Genomic DNA, 18,120 nt, shown 5'->3' with positions numbered 1-18,120 from the left:
CTAAAGGGGAAGTGGACATCTGTCCCGTCCATTCCGCCGAAGAAATCAAGGCGAACGCATGTTCGCCTTTTTTTATAGTGATCCACTCATCCCGAATTGGCTGACCATGTTTGAATTTATTCGTACCCATCGACGCTTGATGCAGTTTCTCCTGATGCTGGTCATCGTCCCGTCTTTTGCACTGGTCGGTATCAGCGGCTACCAAAGCTTCGGCGATGGCGCGAACACCATCGCCAAGGTCGGCGACCAGGTCGTTACGCAGCAGCAATATGAAGAAGCGCAACGCCAGCAGATCGACCGCTACCGCCAGATGATGGGCGAGCAGTTCGACCAAAAAATGTTTGACACGCCGGAAGCGCGCCAGAGCATCCTCGACAACCTGATCGCCGAGCGCGCCGTGGCCGCCGAAGTGGGCCGTAGCCACCTCGTCATCAGCGATGCCGTGCTGCAAAAGGAAGTGCTGGAAATCCCAGGCTTGACCTTGCCGGACGGTAAATTCGACCTGGAACGCTACAAGGCCATGCTGGCAGCCCAAGGCATGACGCCGCAGATGTACGATGCGCGCCGCCGCAGCGACCTGGCCCTGCAGCAACTGGCCGGCGCCGTGCAAGGCACCGCCTTCGCGCCGAACACCGTGTCCAAGCGCCTGTCCGACATCACCTCGGAAGAGCGTGAAGTGCAGGAACTGCTGTTGCCGATCGCCCAGTACGTGTCGGAAGTCAAAGTGACGGACGCCATGATCAAGGCGTTCTATGACAAGAACAGCAAGTTCTTCGAAATCCCGGAACAAGCCAAGATCGAATACGTCGTGCTGGACGACAGCGCCGCCGGCGAGCAAGTCGACGTGACCGACGCCGACGTGACCGGCTACTACGCGAAGAACCAGAAAGCCTACACGACGGAAGAAGCGCGCCAGGCCAGCCACATCCTCGTAGCCGTCAAGAAAGACGCCTCGGCCGCCGACAAGGCAGCCGCCAAGGCCAAGGCTGAAGCGATCCTGGCTGACGTGCGCAAGGCGCCTGCCAGCTTTGCCGCCGTGGCGAAAGCCAAGTCGGAAGACCCGGCCTCCGCGGAACAGGGCGGCGACCTGGGCGTGATCGGCAAGGATGGCTTGCCGGCACCGCTGCTGAGCGCTATTTCGAAACTCAAGCAAGGCGAAATCAGCGATGTCGTCGCTTCCGATTTCGGTTTCCACATCCTGACCGTCACCTCGCTCAAGCCGCAGCACGTGCGTGCGCTCGATGAAGTGCGCGGCGAAATCACGGCCGACCTGCGCAAGCAATTTGCTGCCAAGAAATACTCGGAAATGGCGGAAACGTTCACCAACACGGTCTACGAGCAATCGGACAGCCTGAAGCCGGTGGCCGACAAGCTGAAACTGAAAGTGGAAAGCGTCGCCAACCTGTCGCGCACGCCGTCGCCGGCACTGGGCAAGGCGCCGTTCAACAACGCCAAGTTCCTGGCCGCCATCTTCTCGAACGATTCGCTGAAAGACAAGCGCAACACGGAAGCCGTGACCGTCGCACCTAACGTGCTGATCGCTGGCCGCGTGGTGGAATTCAAGCCGGCAACGAAGCGTCCGCTGGCCGAAGTCGAAGCGATGATCCGTCAGCGCGTGACCCTGGAAGAAGCGGAAAAGCTGGCCAAGAAGGCGGGCGAGACCAAGCTGGCCGCCTTGAAGGCGTCGGGCGATGCGACGGGCTTCGGCGCGGCGCAATGGGTATCGCGCAGCAAGCTGGACGGCATCAACCGTGCCGCCATCGCGCAAGTCATGAAGGCCGACACGAGCAAGCTGCCAGCCTATGTGGGCGTGGATCTGCCAGCCCTGGGCTACGGCATCTACCGCATCGGCAAGGTGCAGCAGCCGGCGCAAGTGGACGCGGCGCGCCGCCAGCAAGAGAAAGACCAGATCGGCGGCATCCTGGCGCAACAGGAAATGTTCGATTACGTCGAGTACCTGAAAGCCAAGGCCAAGGTGAAGATCGTCAAACCGCTCACCGCCCCAGCCGTCGCAGCGCCGGAAGCGCCGTAAGATTTAGTTTCCACGCATAAAAATAGCCGCTCTCGAGCGGCTATTTTTTTGTCTGCGGAATGTGCGTGCCAATGAACTGACCATGACCATCAGCGTAGAGCTGGGGTCAGACCCGCCGGGTCTGACCCCGGATTTTTGCCTCGGGCTAGAGGTAACGTCAACAACTGGCTTACTTGGCTTTCAGCAAAGGCGCCAGCTGCGGCCAGATGTTTTTCAAAATCGTCGGATGCGCCTTGGCATTCGGATGCATGCGGTCGGCCTGGAACAGCTGCGGCTGGTCGGCGATGCCTTCGAACATGAAGGGGACCAAAGGCGCCTTCCATTCCTTTGCCAGCTTGCCGTACACGCCATAGAATTGCTCGCCGTAGGCGCGGCCATAGTTGGGCGGCATGCGCATGCCCACGAGCACCACCTGCGCGCCCGATTTCCTGGCCGCCTCGCCCATGGCGCGCAGATTCGCTTCGGCGGCCGCCACGGGCAAGCCGCGCAAGCCGTCGTTGGCGCCCAGTTCGATCAGCACGACGTCGGGCTGGTGCTTGGCCAGCAGGGCGGGCAGGCGCGCGCGGCCGCCGCTGGTGGTCTCGCCGCTGATGCTGGCGTTGACGATGCGCGTGTCGTTCTTTTGCGCTTGCAGCCGCTGTTCCAGCAGCGCCACCCAGCCCGTGCCCCGCGCCAACCCGTACTCGGCCGACAGGCTATCGCCGAGCACCAGCAGCGTTTTTGGTGCAGAATAGGCGTTCGTCATGCCTGACACCAGGAGCAGGGCTGCCGCAGGAAGCAAGGACAGGGTGCGCCGCCGCAGGCGGTTGCCGCCCTCGACACTTATTTGTTCACGAAATTTTTTAAGATAGATCAGCATGCCCGAATTCCCTAAAGCGACTTCCACCAGTTTTCTCCCGTCCGACGCGGCCGCCCAGCGGCCTGCCGCACCTAACAGTCAAAACAGCCAAAATGCCCGGCCGGCCATCGAAGTGGTCCAGCTGGCCAAGCGCGTACCCGATGCCGATGGTGAGCTGACCATCCTGCATCGCGTCGATTTTACCGTGCAAACGGCCGAGACGCTGGCCATCGTCGGCGCCTCCGGTTCCGGCAAGTCTACCTTGCTGGGCTTGTTGGCGGGACTGGACACGCCCAGCGAGGGCAAGGTCATGCTCGACGGCACCGATATCTTCGCCCTCGACGAAGATGGCCGCGCCGGTTTCCGCAAGGAAAAGCTCGGCTTCGTGTTCCAGTCCTTCCAGCTGCTGGCCCATCTGACGGCGCTGGAAAACGTCATGCTGCCGCTGGAATTGCGCGGCGACCCGGACGCGAAGGAAAAGGCGCAAGCCATGCTGGGCAGGGTGAACCTGGGCAGCCGCCTGAAACACTATCCGAAATACCTGTCCGGCGGCGAGCAGCAGCGCGTGGCGCTGGCCCGTGCCTTCGTCACGGAACCGCCGCTGCTGTTCGCCGACGAGCCGACGGGCAGCCTGGACGCTGCCACGGGCGAAGCCGTGATCCAGCTGATGTTCGAGCTGAACCGCGAGCGGGGCTCGACCCTCGTGCTCGTCACGCACGACAGCTCTATCGCGGCGCGCTGCGGGCGCACGATTACGATTGCGGCGGGCAGGCTGGTGTGATTGGTGCTGCTGATTGTCGGATTACGCGCTGACGCGCTAATCCGACCTACTTGCTGTCAGGCGTCGTGACATTCCTTGTTATACGTCGTTATTACGCCGACAAGGCATTGATCAACCGGCGGATGGCCGGTATCAATTCTCCCGCCGTCAACCCGATGGGGCCGCTGCCTGCGGCCACCAGCGCATCGGCCGCCGCGCCGTGCAGCCAGACGGCGCCCAGCGCCGCTTCCCATTCCGGCCAGCCCTGCGCCAGCAGGCTGCCGCACAGGCCCGCCAAGACGTCACCCGTGCCGGCCGTCGCCAGCGCGGGGCCGCCCGTGTTGTTGACGACGACCTGGCCGTCGGGCGCGGCGATCACCGTGCCCGACCCTTTCAAGACGACTATGACGCCCAGCTGCGTGGCCAACTGGCGCGCCGCGCCCAGGCGGTCGGCTTGCACTTCGGTCACCGTCATGTCGAGCAGGCGCGCCGCTTCCAGCGGATGCGGGGTCAATATCGTCGCCCCCGCACCCGTGCGCACGGCCAGCGCCGATTGCAGTTCCGGCTCAGCCGCCATCAGGTTCAGCGCATCGGCGTCCAGCAGCAGGGGGCTGTCGCTGTCGAACGCCCGCAGCAGCAGCTCCACCGTGCCGGCCTTGTCGCCGAGGCCGGGGCCCGCCACCAGCGCGGCGAAGTGCAGGCCCGAGAAATCCACGTCCCGGGCGTGCCGGCACATGAGTTCCGGCTGGCCGCTGTCGAACGCGGGCGGCGCGTCGGGAAAGGCGAGATACACCCGTCCCGCGCCCGCATGCAGGGCCGTGCGGGCCGCCAGGATGGGCGCGCCGGCCATGCCTTGCGCGCCGCCGATGATGGCCACGCTGCCGTAGCTGCCCTTGTGCGTGTTTTGCCGGCGCGGCTGCAGCTGGCGGGCGAACAGGTGCAGGCCGCCCAGCTGCGCCTTCGCCGGCAGCAGCAGGGCGGGATCGATGGCCAGCGCGGCCACTTCCACTTCGCCCGCATGGTCGCGGCCATTTGCCGTGTGCAGGCCAGGCTTGTCGCCGATGAAGGTGAGCGTGTGCGTGGCGCGGATGGCGACGCCGTCGATGGCGCCCGTGTCCGCGTGCAGGCCGCTGGGCACGTCGAGCGCCAGCACGGGGCAATCGAGCTGGTTCACCAGATGGACCACGTCGCGGCATTCGCCGTCCAGGGGACGCGATGCGCCGATGCCGAACAGGCCATCGATGACGAGGTGCCAGGGCGCGGCGCCCACGGCGGCCGACGCCGTGCTGGTTGCCGCGTCCATGCAGCGCGCGGCGCTGTTGCGCGCGCGGCTCAGCGCCTGTTCGCGCTCGGGCGACGTGGCTTGCGCCGCGGGCGCCAGCCAGACGAGCACCTCGGTGCCGCTGCCGGCCAGGTGCGCGGCCGCTTCCAGCGCGTCGCCGCCGTTGTCGCCGGGGCCGGCGAGCACCAGTACGCGCCGGTGGCCCGCATCGCCGCCTTCTTCCTGGGAGTGCAGCAGCTTCAGGGCGGCACTGGCGGCGGCCTGGCCCGCGCGCTGCATCAGCAGCCCTTGCGGCAAGTCGCGCATGGCCGCCTGTTCGATGGCGCGCAGTTCGGCGATGGAGTACAGCGGTGTTGCAGAGTCGATCAGGGGCATGGAGCGTGTTCCGTTAGTCAGCATGTCTTCAACATAAGGCCGATGCGGGCGAAAGGCAAGGCGCGCACGCCTGAAATGCGCGCCCGTTTGGCGGCTACAATAGCCATCTCACATAAGCGCGGGGGGCAAGGCGATGGACTGGCAATTCTGGATCGACCGTGGCGGCACCTTTACGGACATCGTGGCGCGCCGTCCCGATGGCAGCCTGGCCACCTGCAAGCTGCTGTCGGAAAATCCGGGCCAGTACCGCGACGCGGCGCTGGCCGGCATGCGCCGGCTGATGGGCCTTGCGCCCGGTGCGCCGCTGCCCGTGGAGCAGGTGGGCGCCATCAAGATGGGCACGACGGTCGCCACGAATGCGCTGCTCGAACGCAAGGGCGAGCCCACCGTGCTGGCCATCACGCGCGGTTTTCGCGACGCCTTGCGCATCGCCTACCAGAATCGCCCGCAATTGTTCGCGCGCAAGATCATCCTGCCCGAACTGCTGTATGGTGACGTGATCGAGATCGACGAACGGGTGGGCGCCCATGGCGACGTCGTCACGCCGCTCGACGAGGCGGCCGCGCAGGCCGCGCTGGCGCAAGCCCATGCGCGCGGCGTGCGCGCCATCGCCATCGTGCTGATGCACGGCTACCGCCACCACGCGCACGAGGCGCGGGTGGCGCAGCTGGCGCGCGAAGCCGGTTTTACGCAGGTGTCCGTGTCGCATGAGGTCAGCCCCATGATGAAACTGGTGGCGCGCGGCGACACCACCGTGGTCGACGCCTACCTGTCGCCGATCCTGCGCCGCTATGTCGACCAGCTGGCGATGGAGCTGCCCGGCGTGCACCTGCAATTCATGCAGTCGAACGGCGGCTTGACGGATGCGCGCGCCTTCCAGGGCAAGGACAGCATCTTGTCCGGCCCCGCCGGCGGCATCGTCGGCATGGTGCGCGCCAGCGCGCTGGCCGGTTTCGATAAGGTCATCGGCTTCGACATGGGCGGCACTTCGACGGACGTGTCGCATTACGCGGGCGAGTTTGAACGCGTGTTCGAGACGCAGATCGCCGGCGTGCGCATGCGCGCGCCCATGATGAGCATCCACACGGTGGCCGCGGGCGGCGGCTCCCTGCTGCATTTCGACGGCGCCCGCTACAAGGTGGGGCCGGACAGCGCGGGCGCCAATCCGGGCCCCGCCAGCTACCGGCGCGGCGGCCCGCTGGCCGTCACCGACTGCAACGTCATGCTGGGCAAGCTGCAGCCCGCGTTCTTCCCCCGCGTCTTCGGCCCCGACGCCGATGAAGCGCTGGACGCGGCCACGGTGCGCGCCCAGTTCGAAGCGCTGGCGCGCACGGTCAATGCCACGCCGGAGGAGGTGGCCGAAGGCTATGTCGCCATCGCCGTGGGCAATATGGCCAACGCCATCAAGCAGATTTCCGTGCAGCGCGGCCACGACGTCACGGAATATACGCTCACCAGCTTTGGCGGCGCGGGCGGCCAGCATGCCTGCCTGGTGGCCGACGCGCTGGGCATGCGCACGGTGTTCATCCACGGCCTGGCGGGCGTGATGTCGGCCTACGGCATGGGCCTGGCCGACCAGAGCGCCATGCGCGAGCGGGCCATCGAAGCGACACTGGGGGCCGACCTGGCGCGCGATTTCGCCGCCCTGGGTGAGCAGGCGCGGGGCGACTTGCTGCGCCAGGGCGTGGCAGGCGAGCGCATCGCGCTCGTGCATCGCGTGCACCTGCGCTACGAAGGCACGGATTCGGCCCTCGTCGTGCTGTTCGATACGGTGGCCAGCATGCAGGCGCAGTTCGAAGCGGCGTACAAAAAACGCTTTTCCTTCCTGATGCCGGCGCGCGCCTTGATCGTCGAAGCCATCTCCGTGGAAGCCCTCGGCGCATCCGACGCGCCGCAAGTGGCCGCGCCGGCGTATGCGGCCCGGTCTGGCACGGTGGCGCCCGTGCAGACGGTGGCCATGTACTGCGCCGGTGCATGGCGCGACAGCGGCCTGTATGCGGCGGACAGCCTGCGCCCGGGTGATGCCATCGACGGCCCGGCCATCGTCAGCGACGCCAACGCCACCACCGTCATTGAGCCGGGCTGGCGCGCGCAAGTGACGGCGCATGGCCATTTGATCTTGCGCAGGGTCGTGGCCTTGCCAGAGCGGCGCGCCATCGGGACTGATGCCGACCCCGTGATGCTGGAAATATTCAACAACCTGTTCATGTCGATCGCCGAGCAGATGGGCTTGCGCCTGCAAAATACGGCCCATTCCGTCAACATCAAGGAGCGGCTCGATTTCAGCTGCGCCATCTTCGATGCGCAAGGCCACTTGATCGCCAATGCGCCGCACATGCCCGTGCACCTCGGTTCCATGGGCGAGAGCATCCGCACCGTCATGACGCGCAATGCGGGCGCCATGCGGCCGGGCGATGTGTTCATGTTGAACGACCCGTATCACGGCGGCACGCATTTGCCCGACGTGACGGTGATTTCGCCCGTCTTCGATGAAAAGGGAGAATCCATCCTGTTCTACGTCGGTTCGCGCGGCCACCATGCGGACATCGGCGGCACCACGCCCGGTTCCATGCCGCCGGACTCCACGCGCATCGAGGAAGAGGGCGTGTTGATCGACAATTTCAAGCTGGTCGACGGCGCCACGGGCGTGATGCGGGAAGACGACACCCTGGCTTTGCTGGCGGGCGCCAGCTGGCCGGCCCGCAATCCGCGGCAAAACCTGGCCGACCTGCGCGCCCAGGTGGCGGCCAACCAGAAGGGGGCCGAAGAACTGCATAACATGGTCGCGCATTTCGGTTTGCCTGTCGTGCAAGCCTACATGGGCCACGTGCAGGACAATGCCGAGGAAGCCGTGCGCCGGGTCATCACGACCCTGAAGGATGGCAGCTACGCGTTGGACCTGGACAACGGCGCGCGCATCCAGGTGGCGATCAAGGTCGACGTGGCGCGGCGCAGCGCCGTCATCGATTTCACGGGGACCTCAAGCCAGCTGCCGAACAACTTCAATGCGCCATCCGCCGTCTGCATGGCGGCCGTGCTGTACGTGTTCCGCACCCTCGTCGACGACGAGATTCCCCTGAATGCGGGCTGTCTGAAGCCTTTGACCGTGATCATCCCGCCCGGCTCCATGCTCAACCCGCGGTATCCGGCTTCCGTCGTCTCGGGCAACGTGGAAACCTCGACCTGCATCACGAATGCCCTGTATGGCGCGCTGGGGGCGATGGCCGCCTCGCAGGGGACGATGAACAATTTCACGTTCGGCAGCGCCAAATACCAGTATTACGAGACGATATCGGGCGGCTCGGGCGCAGGCCCCGGCTTCGACGGCACGGACGTGGTGCAGACGAACATGACCAATTCGCGCCTGACGGACCCGGAAATCCTCGAGTGGCGCTTCCCCGTGCGCCTGGACAGCTACAGCATCCGCGCCGGATCGGGTGGAGCGGGGCGCTGGCACGGCGGCAATGGCGGCGTGCGCCGGGTGCGCTTCCTGGAGCCGATGACGGCGGCGATCCTGTCGAACAACCGGATGATTCCGCCGTTCGGCATGGCCGGCGGCGAGGCGGGCGCGCTGGGGCGCAATTACGTGGAGCGGGCTGACGGCAGCATCGAGCACCTGGCGCATATCGGCAAGACGGACATGCAGGCGGGCGACGTGTTCGTCATCGAAACGCCGGGCGGCGGCGGCTACGGCAAGACGGAATAGGCCAGGTCGGCACTGGCACTGGCGGCCCCGGCGCCGCTGAGCTGCGCGCGCACCTGACCCACGTCGCGCATGGGCGCGCGGCCGAACTGGCGGCTGTATTCGCGGCTGAACTGCGATTCGCTGGCGTAGCCGACCCGGTAGCCGGCCGTGCCCGCGTCGATCTGCTCGACCAGCATCAATCGCCGCGCTTCCTGTAGCCGCAGCAGCTTCTGGTACTGCATCGGCGTCATGGCGGTAATCGCCTTGAAGTGGTGGTGCAGCGACGACATGCTCATGTTCGCCATGCCGGCCAGGTGCTCGATGCGCAGCGGCTGCGCGTAATGGTGCTTGATCCAGTCGATGGCTTGCCCCACCTGGTGCGACTGGCTGCTGGCCAGTGCCATGTGGCGCAGGCGGGCACCCACGGGGCCATTGAGCAGGCGGTAGGTCAGCTCGCGGCGGATCAGGGGCGCCAGCGCGGCGATTTCCCCCGGCTTGTCGAGCAGGCGCACGAGGCGCAGCATGGCGTCGAGCAGCTCGGGCGACACGTCGCTGACGGAAATACCGCGCGTGGCGGGCAGGATTTTCTGCTGCGCGGCGCTGTCGCCGGCGCTTTCGCTATCGAGCAGCGCGGCCACGTCGGCGATGTCGATGCCCAGCACCACGCACAGGTGCGGCTTGTCCACGCTCGCTTCCACCACGCGCACCTGCACCGGCAAGTCGACGGACGTCAGCAGATACTGCATGCGGCTGTAATGGAAGGTTTCCGTGCCCAGGGTGACGTCCTTCGCTCCTTGCGCGATGATGGCCACGCTGGGGCGCGCCGCATGGAACAGCGATTCCGTGACGGAGGACTGGCGGTGGAAGGTGAGGTTGCCGATGGCCGTCGCGTAATCGCCCGTGCGCGGCGCGTGGCGGCTGATCAGGGCGGCGATTTCATCTTGGGGCAGGAGTAAGGTAGGCATGGGTGGCAGTATGCGTCAGGCGAGGGAGGGCAGGGGTTGATCTTACGCAGATTTGGAGGATCGTGCAAAGGTCTTGCAGGATCGCGGTAACGGCGGGGCGGCTTCTCGGGCACACTTGTGCAATCGCATGCATGGCACGCGTTCCCCCTCGTTACACACATATAGATACAGGAGTTTTCATGACCACCATCGCCAAAGGCTACGCCGCACTGGGCCCGACCTCCGCACTGCAACCGTTCACGTTCGAGCGCCGCGCCCCGCGCGAAGACGACGTGGCCATCTCGATCAAATACTGCGGCGTGTGCCATTCCGACATCCACCAGGCGCGCGATGAATGGGGCGGCGCCGCCTTCCCGATGGTGCCCGGCCATGAAATCGCCGGCGTCGTCACGGCCGTCGGCGCCAACGTCAGCAAGTTCAAGGTGGGCGACCACGTGGGCGTGGGCTGCTTCGTCGACTCCTGCACCACTTGCAAGACGCGCAACGTGGACCTGGAACAGTACATGCCCGGCCTGATCCAGACCTACAACGGCGTCGAAGCGGACGGCAAGACGGCCACGCAGGGCGGCTACTCGGACAGCATCGTCGTCAAGGAAGGCTATGTGCTGTCGATTCCCGACAACCTGCCGCTGGACGCGGCCGCACCGCTGCTGTGCGCCGGTATCACCCTGTACTCGCCGCTGAACCACTGGAAGGCCGGTCCTGGCAAGCAGGTCGCCATCCTGGGCATGGGTGGCCTGGGCCACATGGGCGTGAAGATCGCCCACGCCATGGGCGCCGAAGTGACGGTGCTGAGCCAGACCCTGTCGAAGCGCGAAGACGGCCTGCGCCTGGGCGCCGATCACTACTACGCCACCAACGACGCGGAAACGTTCAGCAAACTTGCCGGCACCTTCGACCTGATCATCTGCACCGTGGGCGCTTCGATCGACTGGAACCAGTACATCAACCTGCTGAAGGTCGATGGCAGCATGGTCATCGTCGGCATTCCCGACGGCGCCGTGCCGCCGATCAGCGCCTTCGGCCTGGTGGGCGCGCGCCGCAGCCTGTCCGGTTCCATGATCGGCTCGATCAAGGAAACCCAGGAAATGCTGGATTTCTGCGGCAAGCACAACATCGTGTCGGACATCGAGATCATCCGCATCCAGGATATCAATGAGGCGTTCGAGCGCGTCGTGAAGAGCGATGTCAGATATCGTTTTGTGATCGATATGTCATCGCTGGCTGAGTAATTTGACAAGGGGTCGGACCGGTCGGGTCCGACCCCAGCTTTTCCGGTGCTGAGCCCTGAGCACCATTGGATACTCCGAGCGAGGCACAAGGCTGGGGTCAGACCCATCGGGTCTGACCCCTTGGTCGCCGCCAACACCTCATCCCCCGCCAAAAATCAAGCTCCCACATCAATTTTTCTTTCCTTGCGTCAAAAATCGGCATAAAATGAAACCGTACAGTACAGTTTCACTACGTAGATTTAAAAAAATCAGCCATCCCCGCATGTTGGCCTGGGCAGGGGAGGCGTCATGGATAAAAAATGGACACTTCAACAAAGAATGGAGCGGCGGCGATCCCGGCGGTCTCCAGGGGCAAACGCATTGCCCTGGCGGTTTTTGGCGTTTTTCTCGGACTTTCCGGCCTTGCCCTGGCGGCGGGCGGCATCGAACTGATTAGCCTCGGCGGTTCCTGGTATTACCTGCTGGCCGGTCTCGGTTTAATACTGGCGGGCGTGCTGTACTGGCGTCGCAAGCCGCTGGCCAGTGGCGTGGTCGCCGCGCTCGTGCTGGCTACCTTGCTGTGGGCCGTGTGGGAAATCGGCTTCGCCTTCTGGCCCATGGTGCCGCGTTTGGCGCCATTCCTCGTCATCGGCCTGGCGGCCGCCTTGCTGCATCCGTGGCTGGCAGGCCGTGGCCACGGCGGCCAGTCGCGCGGCTTCGCGGCCCTGTTTGCCGTCGTGCTGGTGGCCGGCTTTGCCTCCATGTTCCGGCCGCACGGCGTGCTGGAAGCCACCGCGCAGCCGCAGCACGATACCGTGACGCCCGTCAATGACGGCAGCGCCAACTGGGCGCATTATGGCCATGGGCCGAAAGGCACGCGCTTCGCGCCCTACACGCAGATCGACCAGCAGAATGTCGGCCAGCTGCAAGTGGCGTGGAGTTACCGCACGGGCGAGCTGGCCGAGGGCGCGTCCGAATCGCAGAATACGCCGCTGCAGATCGGCGACACCCTCTATACGTGTACGCCGACCAGCAAGGTCATCGCGCTGGACGCGGACACGGGCAAGGAGCGCTGGACTTTCGATCCGAAGCCGGCCAACACGAAGACGTGGAACCGCTGCCGCGGTGTCGGCTATTACGAGCCGGCCAAAGTGACAAAGCCGTTCCGTGTCGAGGGCATGCAGGCGGCCGGCGCGCCGGCGGCGGGCGCGTGCGCCAGGCGCATCGTGCAAGTGACCATGGATGCGCGCCTGATCGAGATCGACGCGCAGACGGGCAAGCAGTGCGAGGGCTTCGGCGACAAGGGTTCCGTCGACCTCACCGTCGGCCTGGGCAAGGTGAAAATGAACGTGCCGTACTACGCCTACACATCCGCGCCCACGGTGGCGCGCAACCTGATCATCCTCGGCGGCTGGGTCTTCGACGGCCGCTCCACCGATGAACCGTCGGGCGTCGTGCGCGCGTACAGCGCCGACACGGGGGAACTGGTGTGGGCCTGGGACCTGGGCAATCCGGCCATCACCAAGCTGCCGCCGGAAGGACAGACCTACACGCGCAGCACGCCGAACATGTGGTCGACCCCGGCCTTCGACGATGAATTGGGCCTCGTCTACCTGCCGACGGGGAACGAGCAGCCGGACTTCTGGGGCGGCAAGCGCCCGCCGCTGACGGAAAAATACGCGTCGGCCATCGTCGCCCTCGACATGGCCACGGGCCGCGAACGCTGGACGTATCAAACCGTCCACCACGATATCTGGGACTACGACGTGGCGGCGCAGCCGGCCCTGTACGACGTCCCGGACGGCAAGGGCGGCAAGATTCCCGCACTGGTGCAGCTGACCAAGCGTGGCCAGATATTCATGCTGGACCGCCGCACGGGCAAGCCGATTGCCGAAGTCATCGAAAAAGCCGTGCCGCAGGAGCACGCGGCCGGCGACTGGGTGGCAAAGACGCAGCCATACTCCACCGGCATGCCGGCCCTCGGCGCGGAAACCCTGACGGAGCGCGACATGTGGGGCGCCACCTTCTTCGACCAGCTGGCGTGCCGCATCAGCTTCCGCAAGCTCAATTACAAAGGGGAGTTCACGGCGCCAAGCACGCAAGAGACCTTGATTTATCCAGGCTACTACGGCGGCTTCAACTGGGGCGGCGCTGCCGTCGATGAAAGCAATGGCTATATGTTCGTCAACGATATCCGCATGCCGCAAGTGGTCAGGCTGGTGCCGCGCGAAACGGTGGACGTGGCCAAGCTGACGTCGGGCCACGGCGTGGGCAGCACCTATCCGATGGATGGCACGCCCTTCGTCATCGACCACAAGGCCTTCAATTCGCCGCTGGGCATACCTTGCCAAAGCCCGCCGTGGGGCGTGTTTGCCGCCATCGATTTGAAGACGCGCACGAAAGTGTGGGAGCGTCCGGCCGGCACGGTACGCGATGCCGTCATCCACGGCGTGCGCGCGCGGCTGCCCATCCCGCTGGGCATGCCCACCCTGGGCGGCGGCGTGAGCACGGCGTCGGGCCTCGTGTTTTATGCGGGCACGCAGGATTATTATCTGCGCGCCATGGACATCGCCACGGGACGTGAAGTGTGGAAGGCGCGCATGCCCGTGGGTTCGCAAGGCACGCCGATGACGTACGTGTCGCCAGCCTCGGGCCGCCAGTACGTCGTGGTGGTGGCGGGCGGCGCCCGCCAGAGTCCGGACCGGGGAGATTACGTGATAGCATACGCGCTTCCCAAGACACAGTAAGAGTTTGCTTCATGCCCCAGTTGCGCACCGTTCCAGCTTCCCCGAGTACCCGAAGCGAGGAGCGGCGGCGCAAGCTGCTGGTGGCGGCGGCGGACCTCTTCCTCGCTTCCGGCTACGACGGCGTCAGCATGGACGCCATCGTGGCCGAGGCGGGTGGCTCGAAGGCCACGGCCTACCGCTACTTCGGCAGCAAGCAGGAGCTGCTGGTGGCGGTGGTCGAATACCTGTGCGCCGATTTCATCATCGACCTGCGCCGGCTCGATACCTCGCAAGCGGGCCTGGAACAGGGCTTGCAGCTGATCCTCGATGAACTGGTGGCCGTCGTCACCAGCCCCCGCCACGTGGATTTCTACCGCCTCGTCGTCACGGGCGCGGCCGCCGTGCCGGCCGTGGGCCTGACCTGGTACGAACACGGCCCGCAAGTGTGGCACGCACTGATCTTGCGCCTGCTGGAACAGCAGCGCGCTCAGGGCCGCATCGCGCCCGACACTTCGTTTTCCAACCTGCCGCAAATTTTGTTCGACGCCGTCTTTTCGCACCTGACCACGCGCACCGTGATGCTGGGGCAGGGCGGTAATGCGGCTACGTTCCGGCCCCTGATCGCGGAGCTGATCGAACTGGTGGTGGCAAGGGTGGCGCGCAAGGCGGAGTCGGCCCGCTAGGACCGTAATCCGAGAATAGTCTGTTGGCCGGTGGTATTCGGATGACGCGCTTGCGTGCTTCGGCGGCCCTGTTAATCCGATCTGCGCGACCGGGATGCGGTTGGCCGCCTTTCGGCGATGTTGATGAGCAATTCTGCGGTGTCGTGTGAACCCGTCGCAATCTAAAAAATATTTTTGCATAATGATGCAAAATAAATGCGGTTTCCATCTCCGAGAAACGTCTGGCTTATGTAAGTCACTATTTACATAAGGTTGCATCATCAATGGCTCAAAATTTAGTAGTCCCTCCCGGATTCGTGCCCTATCCTGATCCAGACGACGTCTTTATGGAAGACGTCGGGCTTCATCTGAAGGTGTTCCATCCTATTCTAACCATACCCGCAGCACAGGTCGACCCTACGTGGACCGGGCAGTTCCACTTCGTCTTGCCCATAGAGCCGTATGATGGTGCTTTGGGCGAAGGCAGCACGGATTATTACGGTCCTCACTGTGGCGAAGCATGGATTAAGTTCGTTCGGATAGGATCAAAGTATCGATTCGCCGGGGATTGGCGCTATTTTGCGATTAATCGGGAGCATGATGTGGAGGCTGACTTCTGGTACGGGGAGGCCAACAAAAGCTATGCCGAGCGTAGGCGCGCATGGCATGAGCAGGGTCTCATGAATCGGCAATCTGACAGCTTTGGTTGGGGCACCGCTTTTGGAGGAAATGCCCTGGCCGGCAACTGGACCAACGATCTCTCCTTGCCTGATGAGGTGGCTAAATGGGGATTCAGGCCATCTCGGATGATGCGCGAGGACGAGACGGTTAATGGCGTCAACTTCACTCATCCGCTAAACGAACAGGGGCAGCGATATCGATTAATTGGGATATTGCTTGGGTATCGCTATCGGGACCATGGAGCAGATAAACTTTTGATGTTCTACGACACTCCATCGAGTACTATTTTAATCATGTTGGACTTTAGCTAAGCCGGCCTGTTGCACCTGCCTCGGAAAGAAATAAGCGTCACCTGCCTGCGAGTTCCGCCGGAGCGCACCATCAGCAGAGCTTAAGCGGCCAGGGCTGGCGTCTATTTTGGCGTGATGCCGCCAGGGGGCGGATGATATAGTGGCGGGAATGTATACACTGAAAGAAACTGCCATGAAAAACGACGCAACCGCGCGCCCGCAAGCCAGCCAGGCACCTGCCAGGCTCAGCAAAGGGGACTTCGTCACCGCATTGCGCAAACTGCTGCAAGAAGAGGGAAAGGCCGGCAAGACCAGCGTGGACGTGCGCGCTGCAACCCTGCACACCGACGTCGGCGTGTATCCGGCGCGCGGCCACTCGATGCCGACCTGCTGCACGGTGATGTATGAAGAGATGCTGCCCGGTGACGAGATACTGCTGACGCCATCCGGCGGCAAGGGACCTACGCTGCTGATACGGTACAAATTGCCCCGCTGACAATCGCGGTCCTGGAAACAGCTTACAACCTGGCGCAAATGCAGGCGATGACCTGTAGCGCGCCGTAGCTGGCGCGCTGCTGATTCCCGCCCGGTCGGGCAGGGCATCCTAAGCCATCCGTCAGGGCGGGGATGCCCCGTTGGCCCCAGACGCCATCCATCCGTTTTTCACCTTATCTCGTCTCTCACCTTCCTGGGTTCCACGCGGCAGCCTCCGGCGGCAGCAGCCGCAAGCGTTTTCAAATATGTAAAATATTTATATAAGCTCTTATGTAAATGGTGCTACCATGGTTCCATGAAACCTGGACTCGGCACACAATTACGACATCTCATCGAACTGCTGGACGGCGCGGTCGAGCAAGCCTACGTGGACGCGGGGCTGGATTACCGGCCGCGCTACACACCGGTGATGCGGGTGCTGGCCGAGCAGGCTAGCGCGACCGTCGGCGAGCTGGCGGCCCTGGCCGGCCTCACGCAGCCGGCCGCGACGCAGACGGTGGCCTTGATGGTGAAAAAGGGCCTGTTGACGGTGGCCGCCGGCGGCGCGGACGGCAGGCAGCGCGTGGTGCGGCTCAGCGCCACTGGCGAAACGCTGCTGCCGCGCCTGCGCGTGTGCTGGCAGGCGACCAAATCGGCGGCCGACAGCCTCGATGCGGAACTGGCGTTTCCCTTGTCCGCCTGCCTCGGACAGGCGATCGCCGTACTCGAGACACGCTCCTTCGGTGCGCGCATCCGCGACGCCAACTTGCAGCGCCTGCGTGACGGCGGGCCGCAGCTCGATACCGCTCCGGCGCAGGCACGGCCACACCTGGACGATCAACCCGAATGATGCAGGCTTGCCTGCCCAGGCGCCGCTTCGATGACGCGCCCGGGGGCATCACGCGTATTTTTTTTATGCAACGATCAATCGCTTCGCAGTCCAACTTGGAGGAATGTATGTCAGGTAGCAAGAAATTTGTCGCAGCTGTTGTATTGAGTACGCTGGTGTCGTTTCAGGCTTTTGCGGCGGCGGACACCGCGTTGAACGCGTCCGGCCGCGCTGCGATCGTGCAGACACTGGTCACGAAAATGAACGCGAACTACATCGAGCCGGCCGTGGCCGAACGGGTCGGCACTGCGATCGCCAGGAAAAATGCCGAAGGAGGCTATGCGAGCGCCGCCAACACCCAGGCGTTCAGTGCGGCGCTGGCAAAGGACTTGCGGGAATTGAGCGGCGACTTGCATTTCGGCACTGCGGTGTACGAAGGCCTTCGCGAGCGCAGCGCCAACCCCGAGCTGCCTAGCCGCGCCAAGACGGACGAGTGGCGCGACCAGACCGCGCGGCGCGGCTATGACATCGAGAAGGTCGAACGCCTTCCCGGCAACGTCGGCTATATCGAGCTGCGCGGCTTCGGCGGCCCGGAATACGTCAGCGCGGCGTACACGGCGGCGATGTCGCTCATGGCGGGGACGGATGCGCTGATCCTCGACCTGCGCCGCAACGGCGGCGGCAGCCCGGCCAGCGTGGCTTACCTGATGAGTCATTTCTTCCCGCTCGGCGACGAGCGCCACCTGATCGACATGTACGATCGCCCGACCGGTCTGACGCGGCAGTTCTGGACCGTGAAGACGGTCGCACAGCGCTACGACAAGCCCGTGTACGTGCTGACATCGGCCCGCACGTTTTCCGCGGGAGAGGATTTCTCGTATGGCATCCAGGCGCAAAAGCGCGGCACGGTGGTCGGGGAAACCACCGGCGGCGGCTCCAATCCCGTGAGCTGGTACAACCTGGGGCAGGACATCATCGTCTCGATCCCGACCGCGCGCACGACCAATGTCGTCACCAAAACCAACTGGGAGCACGTCGGCGTGAAACCGGACATCGCCGTGCCTGCGGCGCAGGCGCTGCAGACGGCGCATGTCGCCATCCTGCGCAACCTGGTGTCATCGGCCAAGGAGGGCAGCGAGCGCAAGGAACTGCAGCGCGTGCTTGCGATGGCGGAAAAAGGCGAATCCGAGAAGCCGGTCTACACGCTCAGGGGCGAGCCTTGATGCAAGCCGCCGGACATGCCCGCGAAGAAGCGCGCGGCTCGCTAATCCGACCTGCGCGTTTTTGACGCCAACGCACGTCACGACGCC

General features: G+C 64.5%; 13 protein-coding genes. 10 read left to right on the top strand and 3 right to left on the bottom strand.

All coding sequences use genetic code 11. The features are described 5' to 3' along the window. Positions 1–106: 106 nt before the first annotated feature. The gene (locus tag NCG91_RS05440; RefSeq protein ID WP_285817017.1) at positions 107–2,032 is read left to right on the top strand and encodes a SurA N-terminal domain-containing protein; all 1,926 of its coding nucleotides are present in this window, start codon (positions 107–109) and stop codon (positions 2,030–2,032) included. Between the two features lie 169 nt (positions 2,033–2,201). Here NCG91_RS05440 and NCG91_RS05435 read toward each other — a convergent pair whose 3' ends face one another. Beyond that, complete coding sequence (locus NCG91_RS05435) at positions 2,202–2,891, bottom strand: arylesterase (protein WP_285817016.1); 690 nt, start codon at positions 2,889–2,891, stop codon at positions 2,202–2,204. Here NCG91_RS05435 and NCG91_RS05430 point away from each other — a divergent pair. Further along, complete coding sequence (locus NCG91_RS05430) at positions 2,890–3,651, top strand: ABC transporter ATP-binding protein (protein ID WP_435526470.1); 762 nt, start codon at positions 2,890–2,892, stop codon at positions 3,649–3,651. The genes NCG91_RS05435 and NCG91_RS05430 overlap by 2 nt on opposite strands. Before the next feature lie 91 nt (positions 3,652–3,742). Here NCG91_RS05430 and NCG91_RS05425 read toward each other — a convergent pair whose 3' ends face one another. Then, positions 3,743–5,287 carry an NAD(P)H-hydrate dehydratase gene (locus NCG91_RS05425; RefSeq protein WP_251348910.1) on the bottom strand — a complete coding sequence of 515 codons (1,545 nt, stop codon included), beginning with the start codon at positions 5,285–5,287 and terminating at the stop codon, positions 3,743–3,745. Between the two features lie 133 nt (positions 5,288–5,420). Between NCG91_RS05425 and NCG91_RS05420 the strand changes: the two genes are divergently transcribed. Next, positions 5,421–8,993 (top strand): hydantoinase B/oxoprolinase family protein, encoded by a 3,573-nt coding sequence (locus tag NCG91_RS05420; protein ID WP_251348909.1) that lies wholly within the window; start codon positions 5,421–5,423, stop codon positions 8,991–8,993. Here the strand turns inward: NCG91_RS05420 and NCG91_RS05415 are convergent. Continuing rightward, the gene (locus tag NCG91_RS05415) at positions 8,975–9,937 is read right to left on the bottom strand and encodes an AraC family transcriptional regulator (protein ID WP_251348908.1); all 963 of its coding nucleotides are present in this window, start codon (positions 9,935–9,937) and stop codon (positions 8,975–8,977) included. The two genes, NCG91_RS05420 and NCG91_RS05415, sit on opposite strands and share 19 nt — an antisense overlap. 179 nt (positions 9,938–10,116) lie before the next feature. Here NCG91_RS05415 and NCG91_RS05410 point away from each other — a divergent pair, with 179 nt between their 5' ends. The 7 genes from NCG91_RS05410 to NCG91_RS05380 all read left to right on the top strand — a co-directional run bounded on the left by NCG91_RS05410 (position 10,117) and on the right by NCG91_RS05380 (position 18,033). Beyond that, on the top strand, positions 10,117–11,169 hold the full coding sequence (locus NCG91_RS05410) for an NAD(P)-dependent alcohol dehydrogenase (RefSeq protein ID WP_251348907.1): 1,053 nt from the start codon (positions 10,117–10,119) through the stop codon (positions 11,167–11,169). Positions 11,170–11,468: 299 nt separating this feature from the next. Then, the gene (locus NCG91_RS05405) at positions 11,469–13,895 is read left to right on the top strand and encodes a membrane-bound PQQ-dependent dehydrogenase, glucose/quinate/shikimate family (RefSeq protein ID WP_251348906.1); all 2,427 of its coding nucleotides are present in this window, start codon (positions 11,469–11,471) and stop codon (positions 13,893–13,895) included. An 11-nt stretch (positions 13,896–13,906) separates the two neighbouring features. Then, positions 13,907–14,557, top strand: coding sequence for a TetR/AcrR family transcriptional regulator (locus NCG91_RS05400; protein ID WP_251348905.1), 651 nt, complete (start codon positions 13,907–13,909; stop codon positions 14,555–14,557). Positions 14,558–14,883: 326 nt separating this feature from the next. Then, positions 14,884–15,528 (top strand): hypothetical protein, encoded by a 645-nt coding sequence (locus tag NCG91_RS05395; RefSeq protein ID WP_251348904.1) that lies wholly within the window; start codon positions 14,884–14,886, stop codon positions 15,526–15,528. A gap of 172 nt (positions 15,529–15,700) precedes the next feature. Continuing rightward, positions 15,701–16,003 (top strand): HNH endonuclease, encoded by a 303-nt coding sequence (locus NCG91_RS05390; protein WP_251348903.1) that lies wholly within the window; start codon positions 15,701–15,703, stop codon positions 16,001–16,003. A 294-nt stretch (positions 16,004–16,297) separates the two neighbouring features. Then, complete coding sequence (locus NCG91_RS05385; protein WP_251348902.1) at positions 16,298–16,831, top strand: MarR family winged helix-turn-helix transcriptional regulator; 534 nt, start codon at positions 16,298–16,300, stop codon at positions 16,829–16,831. Between the two features lie 107 nt (positions 16,832–16,938). Continuing rightward, on the top strand, positions 16,939–18,033 hold the full coding sequence (locus tag NCG91_RS05380) for a S41 family peptidase (protein ID WP_251348901.1): 1,095 nt from the start codon (positions 16,939–16,941) through the stop codon (positions 18,031–18,033). Positions 18,034–18,120: the final 87 nt, after the last annotated feature.

The organism is Janthinobacterium kumbetense (assembly GCF_023703445.1).
GTDB classification, from domain to species: Bacteria; Pseudomonadota; Gammaproteobacteria; order Burkholderiales; family Burkholderiaceae_D; genus Janthinobacterium; species Janthinobacterium kumbetense.
This window is presented reverse-complemented; position numbering and strand designations above follow the sequence as displayed.

Coding starts and splice junctions, on each gene's coding strand:
- NCG91_RS05440 (WP_285817017.1), top strand. CDS start 107: ATGTTTGAATTTATTCGTACCCATCGACGCTTGATGCAGTTTCTCCTG.
- NCG91_RS05430 (WP_435526470.1), top strand. CDS start 2,890: ATGCCCGAATTCCCTAAAGCGACTTCCACCAGTTTTCTCCCGTCCGAC.
- NCG91_RS05435 (WP_285817016.1), bottom strand. CDS start 2,891: ATGCTGATCTATCTTAAAAAATTTCGTGAACAAATAAGTGTCGAGGGC.
- NCG91_RS05425 (WP_251348910.1), bottom strand. CDS start 5,287: ATGCCCCTGATCGACTCTGCAACACCGCTGTACTCCATCGCCGAACTG.
- NCG91_RS05420 (WP_251348909.1), top strand. CDS start 5,421: ATGGACTGGCAATTCTGGATCGACCGTGGCGGCACCTTTACGGACATC.
- NCG91_RS05415 (WP_251348908.1), bottom strand. CDS start 9,937: ATGCCTACCTTACTCCTGCCCCAAGATGAAATCGCCGCCCTGATCAGC.
- NCG91_RS05410 (WP_251348907.1), top strand. CDS start 10,117: ATGACCACCATCGCCAAAGGCTACGCCGCACTGGGCCCGACCTCCGCA.
- NCG91_RS05405 (WP_251348906.1), top strand. CDS start 11,469: ATGGACACTTCAACAAAGAATGGAGCGGCGGCGATCCCGGCGGTCTCC.
- NCG91_RS05400 (WP_251348905.1), top strand. CDS start 13,907: ATGCCCCAGTTGCGCACCGTTCCAGCTTCCCCGAGTACCCGAAGCGAG.
- NCG91_RS05395 (WP_251348904.1), top strand. CDS start 14,884: ATGGAAGACGTCGGGCTTCATCTGAAGGTGTTCCATCCTATTCTAACC.
- NCG91_RS05390 (WP_251348903.1), top strand. CDS start 15,701: ATGAAAAACGACGCAACCGCGCGCCCGCAAGCCAGCCAGGCACCTGCC.
- NCG91_RS05385 (WP_251348902.1), top strand. CDS start 16,298: ATGAAACCTGGACTCGGCACACAATTACGACATCTCATCGAACTGCTG.
- NCG91_RS05380 (WP_251348901.1), top strand. CDS start 16,939: ATGTCAGGTAGCAAGAAATTTGTCGCAGCTGTTGTATTGAGTACGCTG.